The sequence below is a fragment of the Kitasatospora sp. NPDC057500 genome (assembly GCF_042802195.1).
In the GTDB taxonomy this organism is placed as follows: domain Bacteria; phylum Actinomycetota; class Actinomycetes; order Streptomycetales; family Streptomycetaceae; genus Kitasatospora.
Genome location: NZ_JBHVER010000285.1, coordinates 1 through 8,286, shown reverse-complemented (window position 1 = coordinate 8,286; position 8,286 = coordinate 1). Strand labels below are relative to the sequence as shown.

At 73.7% G+C, this 8,286-nt stretch carries 9 protein-coding genes; 7 read left to right on the top strand and 2 right to left on the bottom strand.

What is annotated here, in order from left to right:
* Positions 1–151: 151 nt before the first annotated feature.
* A complete protein-coding gene (locus ACFU74_RS34465; protein ID WP_380764045.1) occupies positions 152–1,642 on the bottom strand; it encodes an alpha/beta hydrolase family protein in 1,491 nt (496 codons plus the stop codon).
* A 258-nt stretch (positions 1,643–1,900) separates the two neighbouring features.
* Between ACFU74_RS34465 and ACFU74_RS34460 the strand changes: the two genes are divergently transcribed.
* From ACFU74_RS34460 to ACFU74_RS34430, 7 genes are all read left to right on the top strand, one after another.
* Positions 1,901–3,109, top strand: coding sequence for a sensor histidine kinase (locus tag ACFU74_RS34460; protein ID WP_380764043.1), 1,209 nt, complete (start codon positions 1,901–1,903; stop codon positions 3,107–3,109).
* Positions 3,106–3,768 carry a response regulator gene (locus tag ACFU74_RS34455; protein WP_380764041.1) on the top strand — a complete coding sequence of 221 codons (663 nt, stop codon included), beginning with the start codon at positions 3,106–3,108 and terminating at the stop codon, positions 3,766–3,768. Before ACFU74_RS34460 ends, ACFU74_RS34455 begins: the two co-directional genes overlap by 4 nt.
* Before the next feature lie 313 nt (positions 3,769–4,081).
* Positions 4,082–4,372 carry a hypothetical protein gene (locus ACFU74_RS34450; protein ID WP_380764039.1) on the top strand — a complete coding sequence of 97 codons (291 nt, stop codon included), beginning with the start codon at positions 4,082–4,084 and terminating at the stop codon, positions 4,370–4,372.
* Positions 4,373–4,584: 212 nt separating this feature from the next.
* Positions 4,585–5,106 carry a septum formation family protein gene (locus tag ACFU74_RS34445; protein WP_380764037.1) on the top strand — a complete coding sequence of 174 codons (522 nt, stop codon included), beginning with the start codon at positions 4,585–4,587 and terminating at the stop codon, positions 5,104–5,106.
* Entirely contained in the window at positions 5,103–6,029 is a 927-nt protein-coding gene (locus ACFU74_RS34440) for an ABC transporter ATP-binding protein (protein WP_380764035.1), read from the top strand. Before ACFU74_RS34445 ends, ACFU74_RS34440 begins: the two co-directional genes overlap by 4 nt.
* A gap of 119 nt (positions 6,030–6,148) precedes the next feature.
* Complete coding sequence (locus ACFU74_RS34435) at positions 6,149–6,979, top strand: hypothetical protein (RefSeq protein WP_380764033.1); 831 nt, start codon at positions 6,149–6,151, stop codon at positions 6,977–6,979.
* Between the two features lie 239 nt (positions 6,980–7,218).
* On the top strand, positions 7,219–7,827 hold the full coding sequence (locus tag ACFU74_RS34430; RefSeq protein WP_380764031.1) for a hypothetical protein: 609 nt from the start codon (positions 7,219–7,221) through the stop codon (positions 7,825–7,827).
* A gap of 24 nt (positions 7,828–7,851) precedes the next feature.
* On the opposite strand, the gene ACFU74_RS34425 is transcribed toward ACFU74_RS34430, so the two are convergent.
* Complete coding sequence (locus ACFU74_RS34425; RefSeq protein ID WP_380764029.1) at positions 7,852–8,235, bottom strand: hypothetical protein; 384 nt, start codon at positions 8,233–8,235, stop codon at positions 7,852–7,854.
* Between the last annotated feature and the right edge of the window lie 51 nt (positions 8,236–8,286).

The window sequence follows — 8,286 nt, the reverse complement described above, 5'->3', positions numbered from 1 at the left end:
CCCCGACCCCCGGCTGCCCTGAGCACCGCCGGGTGATCCCGGGGCCCCGCGCACCCCGTCCGCGGCGCCGGGCGGCCACCACACCGCGCGGCGGTGGGGGAAGTCGGACCGGCCGACTTCCCACTCCGCGAGAACCGCGCGTCCCACGCGATCAGCCGCTGCCGCCCGGGCGGTGGACGGTGAGGTCGCCGTGGGCGGACAGCTCGCCGGCCAGGTCGCCGGGCTTCTGCCGCAGGGTGGCGTCCAGGAAGGCGAGCGTGGTCTCGGCGACGACGCGCGGGCTCCCGGTGCGGCCCAGGGAGCCGACCAGCGCGGGCACCGGCGGCAGGTAGAGAGGGGCGTCCATGAAGGTGAGGTGGGCGGCGCCGGGGACGGTGAGCCGGTAGCTCGTCGCGCTGCTGAGCTTGAGGACCTCGGTGAGGCGGGGTATGTAGCGCTCGTCGGTCTGCGGGCCGACGGCCTGGGTGAGCGCGAGGACCGGCTGGGGGAAGGGGAGCCGCTCGGGGTCTCGGGGGTAGCCGTCCAGGTTGATGACGGCAACGAAGCGGCGGTCCTGGCGGGCCGCTTGCAGGGCGGCTCCGCCGCCCAGGGAGTGGCCGGTGACCGCGGCCCGGGCGGTGTCCAGGCGTCCGGCGAGCGCGGCGTCCCCCTCCCCCCGGTCCAGCCGCTCCAGCCGGGTGAGGACGAAGCTCAGGTCCGCCGCCCGGATCCGCGTGGTCTCGGCGGCCCGCCGGTCGTCCTCGTCGTCGTCCCCGGTGGAGGCGTTCTCGGTGCCGATCGTCCGGCCGTCCGCGAGGACGACCGCGGCGGAGTCGTACGGGTGGTCGAGGGCGGCGACCACATAGCCGTGGCTCGCCAACTCCTCCGCCCACGCCGTGTTCTGGGTGCGCACACCACCCAGCCCGGGCGAGAAGAGCACCACCGGGAACCGTCCGCCCTCGCCGACCACCGGGGCGTCGACGACCGCGTGGCTGCGGGCGCGCGTAGCACCGTCGATCAGGAAGCCCGGGAGGCCGGAGTAGTTCGCCAGCGCGTCGGCGACGGTGCGCGCCTCCTGCTCCGTGCGGCCGAGGTACCGGGCCCCTGGGGTGCCCTCGGGGCTCTCCCGCGCGGGGTACCAGAGCTGCACCACCACCGTGCGCCGGTCCTCAGGCTCGGGGGTGGCGGTCTCGGGGCGGTCCGGGTCGGTCCACTGCACCACCCGGGTGCCGACCGCGAACCGGCCCGTCGGCTCGGGGAACCCGGGGACCGGAAAGGCCCAGGCGGCCGCCGGGCCCGTGGCGGTCAGGACCACGCAGAGCGCCGTACCCGGCAGCGCCACCCACCACCGCGCCCGCCGCGCCGGCCGCCCGCTGCGCCGTCGGACCAGCGGGGCCACGGCGAACGGCAACGCCAGGACGCCGCCCGCCAGCACCGGCAGCAGCTGCCAGCGCAGCCCCGTCACGCCCAGCACGACCGCGCACAGCGCGAACACCGAACCGGCCGCGACGGCGGCGGGTTCCCGGGCGGCGGCGGGAAGCCAGCGCGCCACCGCCAGCACGACGGCGCCCAGCAGGGCGAGGATCTCCAGGAGGGACAGCTGCGGTCCCGCGATGATTTCGGTCACCGGGCCATCGTCCGCGCGGGGTGCGCGCCGCCACATCGCTCCCGGGTCGCCACCGGCTGCCACCTGGGGCGCAACCCTCGGCCGGGCACCGTGCGACCGGGGTCGCAGGCGAACCCGCCCGGCCGGCGGCCGCTTTGCGACCACGGTCGGTGGCGGGCCTCCTCCTGCGGTCGTACCCGGGCGCGGTGCGATCAGACGGTGGGCTCATGCGGTGCGCCGGACCGTGCGCCTAGCGTGGGTCGCGGTGGCCGTCCCGACCGGGCCCGCCAGGACACCGAAGCGACGGGAACGTGGATGGCCGCACCGCTGACGAGGTACGCCGCCCCGGCCTCCGCACGGGCGGCGCAGGCGGTGCGCGCCGCCCGGCGCCGGGCCTCCCGGCTGCCGGCCGCGGTGCGGGACGCGCTGCTGCCGGCGCTGCTCCTCCTCAACGTCCTGACCACGCACCCGCCGCAGGACCTGCCGGTGAACGTGGCGCTGACGGCCGCGCTGACGCTGCCGCTGCTGTGGCGGCGCCGGGCGCCGCACGCCGTCTTCGGCGTGGTGGCGGCCGCGGCCTTCGTCCAGTGGCTCATGGACGTCCAACTCCCGGCCGACATCGCCCTGTTGGTGGCGCTCTACACGGTGGCCGCGACCTCGGGGCGGCGCGGCACGCTGGCCGCCGTCGCCGTCGTGGAGGCGGGGGCCCTACTGGCCTGCCATCGCTGGGCGGCGGACGGCGCGTTCCTGACGCCGTTCGTCGCGGTGAGCGCGATGGCGGTCGCCGCCGCCGTCCTCGGCATGAACGTCCGGACCACGCGCGCCTACCTCGCGGCCGTGGAGGAACGGGCCGCGCGCCTGGAGCAGCAACAGGAACAGCAGGCACGGCTGGCCGTCGCCGAGGAGCGGGCCCGGATCACCCGCGAGATGCACGACATCGTCACCCACAACCTCTCCGTCATGGTCGCGCTCACCGACGCCGCCGTCTGCGCGCAGCACCGCTCGCCCGACAAGGCGACCGCGGCGATGCTCCAGATCTCCGAGACCGGCCGGCAGGCCCTGACCGACATGCGGCGCTCCCTGGGCGTGCTGCGCACCGACGAACCCGACGCCGAGCGCCACCCGCTGCCCGGCATCGCCCAACTCCAGGACCTCGCCGAGCAGATGGGCGCCGCCGGACTGCCGACCGGGATCGAGGTCGACGGCGGCGACACCGGCGTTCCCGCCACCGCGCAACTGACCGTCTACCGCCTGGTGCAGGAGGCGCTGACCAACGCGCTCAAGCACACGCCCCCCGGCACCCGCGCGCAGGTCCGGGTGCGGTGCTCGGCCCGGGCCGTCACGGTGGACGTCACCGACAGCGGCCCCGGCTCGCCGCTCCCCGGCGCCGGCCACGGCATCCCGGGGATGCGCGAGCGCGCGGCCGCCTACGGGGGGACGCTGCGCGCCGGACCGCTGCCGGGCGGCGGCTGGGGCGTCCACGCCCGCCTGAACCTCGGCGGCAGCGGAGTGGTGTCCGCATGACGATCCGCGTCCTGATCGCCGACGACGAGGCACTGCTGCGGATGGCCTTCTCCACCGTCCTGGACGCCCAGCCCGACATCACCCCGGTCGGCGAGGCCGCGGACGGCGCCGAGGTCGTGCGCCTCGCCCGCGAACTGCGGCCCGACGTCGTCCTCATGGACGTCCGCATGCCCGGGACCGACGGGATCGAGGCGACCCGGCGACTCGTCCGGGCCTGCCCGGAAAGCCGGGTGCTGATCCTCACCACCTTCGACCTCGACGAGTACGCCTTCGCCGGAATCGACGCCGGCGCCTCCGGCTTCCTGCTGAAGAACACCAGGCCCGACGAGCTGCTCACCGCGATCCGCAGCGTCGCCGCGGGCGACGCCGCGCTCTCCCCGCGGATCACCCGCCTCCTGCTGGAGAGCGTCCGCCCGCACCTCCCCGCCGGCACCGACGCCCCCCGCGACAACCGCCTGCACCGGCTCACCCCCCGCGAGCGCGAGGTACTCGTCGAGGTCGCCCGCGGCCTCTCCAACACCGAGATCGCCGCCACCCTGCACCTCGCGGAGGCCACGGTGAAGTCCCACCTGGGCCGCATCCTCCACAAGCTCGGACTGCGCGACCGGATCCAGGCCGTGATCTACGCCTACGAGAGCCGCCTCGTCCACCCGTCCTGACGCCACGCCGGAATCAGACCAACCGCCCGGTTTATCTTGATCACGAAAGTCTGGAAACCATCATGGTGTCTCATTCGAATCCGACCGGCGGTTGACACCGGGGTCAGTGGGACGCCTGACCGTTTTGCCGTGCCCGATACGTGCGAACTCGCGACAATTGATCACCTCGATTCCGAAATCTGTCGAAAAATCTGATCGTGATCGAAATACCGGAGTTGGCGATCGCTTTACTTGCCTCGACATCGATCGTTAACGTTCCAGCTGTCGCAATCGCGATGCAGGTTCCGACTCAATTCGAGGGGAAACTATGGGAATGAAGCTCAAGGCCTCGGGCGTGCTCCTGGCGGTCGGCATGGCGGCCGGCGGCGTGCTGATCGCGGCTCCCGCCGCGTCGGCGAGCACCGCCTGCAACGCGACCACCATCACGATCAACTCGGGTGCGGGCGCCGAGGCCCCGAGCCAGGCCCAGGGCCACGGCCACAACACTGGCAGGCACTACGTCGGCGCCATCGACTCCAACAAGATCTGGTACTGGTACGCCGACAACGACGGCGGCAGCGACGGCGACACCGCGGACACCTTCTACGGCATCAAGCAGTGCTAGTCGCGCCCGCTGCGGCGTGAGCGATTTCGGGATATGACGGCGAACCGACTACCGTCATGCCCCGAATCACCTAAGGTGTGAAAGGTTCGGGGCGCGGGGGCGAAACGATCACCCCTGCGTCCCGGACCTTCTTTTTCATGCGACCCGGTCGTCAAGTGGGGTGAGTTGTGAATCTTTTGAAAAAGAGCCACCGTCGAGGCCTTCTGTGTGCAATGGGGTTGCTCGTAGTGGCGGTGAGCGGCTGTTCCGGCGGGGAGTCGAAGCAGGCGCAGACTCCGGTGGACGACACGATGCCCTACGCCACGACCACCGTCACCGCGGAGCCCCAGCTGGTCGCCTGGTACGACCTCACGCCCGGACAGTGCTTCTCGGGCGAGGAGTTCAAGGACGGCAAGAACGTCGCCACCGTGCCCTGCGACAGTCCCCACATGTACGAGGTCGTCTCGCCCGCCCTCACCTACCTCCCGCCCGGCGGGACCTACCCGGGCAAGCAGGACACCATGGTCAAGACGCTGGTGCCGTTCTGCGCCGACAAGCTCGCCAAGGCCGTGTTCAAGGACAAGCGCCCCACCGGACGCCTGAGCCTGTTCCCGGTCACGCCCGTGGGCGAGGAGGCCTGGGCCTCCGGCGAGCGGCGGGTGGTGTGCGCGGTGTTCAGCGGTGACCGCCGGCTCCTCGGCACCCCGATGATCGACGCCCAGGCGCAGGCTGCGGGCGCCGGAGCGGCTGGATGACGGTCGAACTGCACGGGCTCACCAAGTTCTACGGCCGCGGCAAACGGCACCGGGCGGCGCTCGACGGGCTCAGCATGACGGCGCGGGCGGGCGAGGTCCTCGGGCTGCTCGGGCCGAACGGCAGCGGCAAGACCACCGCCCTGCGCTGCCTGCTCGGGATGACCCGCGCCGACGGCGGGACGATCACCGTGCTCGGCCGGAAGGTGCCGGACCAGCTGCCGGAGATATCCTGCTCGGTCGGCGCCCTGATCGAATCCTCCCCGGTACCACGGGGCCTGACGGCCCGCCACTTCCTGCAGCACGTCACCGCCCTGGCCGGCCTGCCCCGGCAGCGCGTGGCCGAGACCCTCGAACTCGTCGGCCTGGCCGACCGCGCGGACGAGGCCGTCACCGGCTACTCCCTGGGAATGCGCCAGCGGCTGGGCATCGCGCTCGCCCTCGTGCACGACCCCGCCCTGGTGGTGCTCGACGAGCCCGCCAACGGCCTCGACCCCCAGGGCATCCGCTGGCTCCGCTCCCTGCTCGGGCAGCTCAGGGACGAGGGCCGCACCGTGATCCTCTCCTCCCACCTGCTCTCCGAGGCGCAACTCGTCTGCGACAGCGTCGTCGTCGTGGAGGCCGGCCGGACCCTCCTGGCGGGGCGGGTCGACGAACTCATCACCCCGCAGGCCGACCGGGCCCTGATCACCTGCCCCGACCCGGACGCCGGCACGCGCGTCCTGCGGGACGCCGGTGCCGATGCCGCCGACGCCGACGGGACCGGCGTCCTGGACGTCCGGGGCATTCCCGTGGACAAGGCCGTCGAGGCCCTCGTCCACGCCGGACAGACACCGCTGGAAGTCCGGCGGCACCGCCCGAGCCTTGAAGAACTGTTCCTCGCCAGTGTTTCCGGCGACGCGACGAAGCCGGAAAGCGGAGCATGACGATGACCCACCCGAGCCCCCCCGCGCCGACGGCCGTTCGCGGCGCACCGCCGGCAGGCCGACTCCTCGCCGTTTCCGGGCAATGGCTGCGCAGCGCCCGGGTATTCCGGATCACGGCCGTGATCGCCCCCGTGCTGGCGCTCTGCTACGGCGTCCAACTCTGGCTCACGCACAACACCGACCTGGCGGCCGCGCATGCGGAGGCCGAGAACCGGCGCGCCGAGCTGATAGCCCGGATGGGCGTGAGCCCGTCCATGGTCGACGCCGACCAGTTCTACACGGACCCGCGCTACCTCCTGGCCGACGCGCTGCCCGACGACCTGACGGTCGCGACCTCGGTGACCGCCTGCATCCTGTTCATCCTGGGCGCGTCCCTCGGGGGCGCGGACTGGCAGAGCCGCTCGGCGAACGTCTGGATCCTGGCCGAGCCGCGCCGCCACCGCCTGCTGCTCGCCCGGGTGTCCGTCGTCGCCCTGGCCGGGGTCGCCCTCGCCGTGGCGGTCCTGGCGATCGTGGGGGCCGCCGCCGCGGTCACCGCCGCGACCCGCGGTACGGCCGACGGCGTCGACGGCGCCTGGATCGCGGACGTCCTCCAGGCCGCCGTGCGCGGAACGCTGGTCGTGGCCGCCCTCGGCGCGCTCGGCGCCTCGTTCGGCTGGGCGGCGCGCAGCGCCGTCGTCCCCTTCGCCACGGTGTTCGTCTACGTGCTCTTCGCGGAGGCCGTCGTCCGCAACAGCCTGACGGCGCTGCGGCCCTGGACGCTGACCGTGCTGATCCCCTCCGCGACCGAACTGGCACCGCCCCCGCCCGCGAGGTGCACCGCCGACGGCCTCTGCGAGGACGTCACGGCGATCCTCGCCCCCTGGCCGGCCGCACTCGCCATCGCGGGCCTCGCCGCCGTGTTCCTCGCCGCGACCTGGCTGCTGGTCCGCCGGCGCGAGGTCCGCTGAAGGAGCGCGGACGGCGGCCTCGGTGCCCGCCCGGCCCCGGGCGGGCACCATGCGGATTCACTTTCCTGACGGATCGTCATGTTCTCTTCGTAGCAATGCCATTACCAGAATCCGCACTACCGCCGGCCCGCCCGGGGAAGACTCTCCGCATGAGGATCTTCGGGCGCAGACGCCGGGACCGGTCGGCCGCACCGCAGGACGCGCCACCGGACGCACCGTCGCGCGGCACCATGCGGCCGGTGGGTCCGCAGGACCCGCCGCTGCCGCCGGGGCGGGAGGGCGGCAGCTGGATCTACGAGGTGGCCGGCGAGTACTCCGCCGAGACCTGGGCGCCGCCCGAGGCGATCCGCCGCTGGTGGCAGCTGGACCGCGACGGCAACGTGGTCGGCGAGGCCGTCGAGAACGAGAACTTCGGCCCGCCGCAGGACGACCTCGCCCGCGCCACAGCCCCGGACGGCGCCCTGAACTGGCTGCCCGACCCGGAGGCGGCGGTCCGCGGCTGGCTGGCCGTCGCGCTCGACCGGATCGCCGAGGGCCTTGAGGTCCACTGGCTCAAGGTCATCGGGGACCCCGTCGTCCTGGCCGGCGAGGACCACTCCGACTTCGCCGTGCCCGACTTCGACCTACCCCCGCCGTCCCGGATCGGCGTCGCCGTGCCGATCGGCTTCGGCGGCCGACTCGCGGGCTACGAACCGACGGTGATCTGGGGCCTGCTGCTCTGGGTGGTGATCTCCGGCGGCCCCGACGAGGACACCGTGCAGAACGTCTGGCTGCGCCCGGAGGTCGAAGCCGACCGCGCCGAGGAGAACCTGCGCATCGTCCTCCAGGCCCCCGACATCCGCTTCTGACCGGAGCGGGAGGCTCGCCGGGCGTCAGGTCCCGTCCGCCGTCTCCGCACGGCGCAGCGCGGCCTCGTACCGGGCCGCCTCGAAGTCGAACTCCGGCGGCCGGGTGCCGCCGGCGGGGACCTCCCAGTCCGACCAGCGGACGACGTCGCCGAGGCGCTGCACGACGGCGGAGAGGAAGCCGCAGCAGCCCCCGGTGCACTCCGGCTCGCCCAGGTCGACGCGGCGCGGCTCGCCGGTCGCCCGCAGCGGGCCGGAGCCGGCGCGGGGGAACACGGCGGCGGCGTGCGGCCCGTAGCCGCCGGGGCCGATCACCTGCGCCACCAGGTTCTCACCGTTGACCCACCACTCCACCTGGGCCGCCGACCGCCGGCCCGGCGTCAGCACTCTGATCTCCAGTTGATCGAACATCCGTCGATCATACGGACGGCGGAGGTCGGCCCTGCTCCCGGTGGCCGTGGC

What these genes read in the sequence shown, in the direction of transcription:
- ACFU74_RS34445 (WP_380764037.1), top strand. Translation starts at nt 4,585, where the DNA reads ATGGGGTTGCTCGTAGTGGCGGTGAGCGGCTGTTCCGGCGGGGAGTCG.
- ACFU74_RS34460 (WP_380764043.1), top strand. Translation starts at nt 1,901, where the DNA reads ATGGCCGCACCGCTGACGAGGTACGCCGCCCCGGCCTCCGCACGGGCG.
- ACFU74_RS34455 (WP_380764041.1), top strand. Translation starts at nt 3,106, where the DNA reads ATGACGATCCGCGTCCTGATCGCCGACGACGAGGCACTGCTGCGGATG.
- ACFU74_RS34440 (WP_380764035.1), top strand. Translation starts at nt 5,103, where the DNA reads ATGACGGTCGAACTGCACGGGCTCACCAAGTTCTACGGCCGCGGCAAA.
- ACFU74_RS34465 (WP_380764045.1), bottom strand. Translation starts at nt 1,642, where the DNA reads ATGTGGCGGCGCGCACCCCGCGCGGACGATGGCCCGGTGACCGAAATC.
- ACFU74_RS34425 (WP_380764029.1), bottom strand. Translation starts at nt 8,235, where the DNA reads ATGTTCGATCAACTGGAGATCAGAGTGCTGACGCCGGGCCGGCGGTCG.
- ACFU74_RS34450 (WP_380764039.1), top strand. Translation starts at nt 4,082, where the DNA reads ATGAAGCTCAAGGCCTCGGGCGTGCTCCTGGCGGTCGGCATGGCGGCC.